Source organism: Vibrio sp. Y176 (assembly GCF_033438945.1).
Genome location: NZ_JAWOQS010000676.1, coordinates 1 through 646, shown reverse-complemented (window position 1 = coordinate 646; position 646 = coordinate 1). Strand labels below are relative to the sequence as shown.

General features: G+C 38.5%; 1 protein-coding gene and 1 pseudogene. One reads left to right on the top strand and one right to left on the bottom strand.

From position 1 onward, the window contains the following. Positions 1 to 2: 2 nt before the first annotated feature. On the top strand, positions 3 to 338 hold the full coding sequence (locus tag R7O13_RS28015; RefSeq protein WP_318305341.1) for an A24 family peptidase: 336 nt from the start codon (positions 3 to 5) through the stop codon (positions 336 to 338). A gap of 52 nt (positions 339 to 390) precedes the next feature. Here the strand turns inward: R7O13_RS28015 and R7O13_RS28010 are convergent. After that, a pseudogene (locus tag R7O13_RS28010) lies at positions 391 to 646 on the bottom strand (LysR family transcriptional regulator); the annotation flags it as partial.

The window sequence follows — 646 nt, the reverse complement described above, 5'->3', positions numbered from 1 at the left end:
TTATCTTCATTACTTCACTACTTAGCTTGTTCTTTACTCCAGAACCACTAACTCAGCTCGCAGTGAGTACCTCTGTTTTTATTTGTTTCTTTATACTTTGGTTGATAAATATTGTAGGCGGCGGAGATGTAAAACTCATTGGCGCACTTTTCTTAGGAGTGAACGATGAATATATGTTAGCGGCAATAGTAGCGATAGGATTACTGGGTGGGATTCAAATATTGGTTATGTGGTTAATGTCTGTTTATCGCAAAAAAACACCTTTTGAGAATGGTATCCCTTACACAATACCAATTGGTATAAGTGGGCTCTTTTTCTTCTACCTGTCATTAATTTAATCATTATTAAAACAAACGCCATGTCTATTTATTCAATAGCCATGGCGTTTTTCTACATCACTTCACAACTGGTTAGCAAGCGACCCGTAGGTGGCCTACCAACCACGCCTTTAGAAGTAAGTCGGAATGTTTCGGTAATCAAACTTCTCAAACGTTCTTGGTCAATTTTCTTCGCGGCAGAATCATTACACCATACGTACATCTCGATATACTTGGATAGCGGATATTGGCTACACTTGTAATCGCCTAATGTCCAACTAGGACAGATAACAAAAGTATTTGCCGCTTGCAGTTCATTGATCATCAAC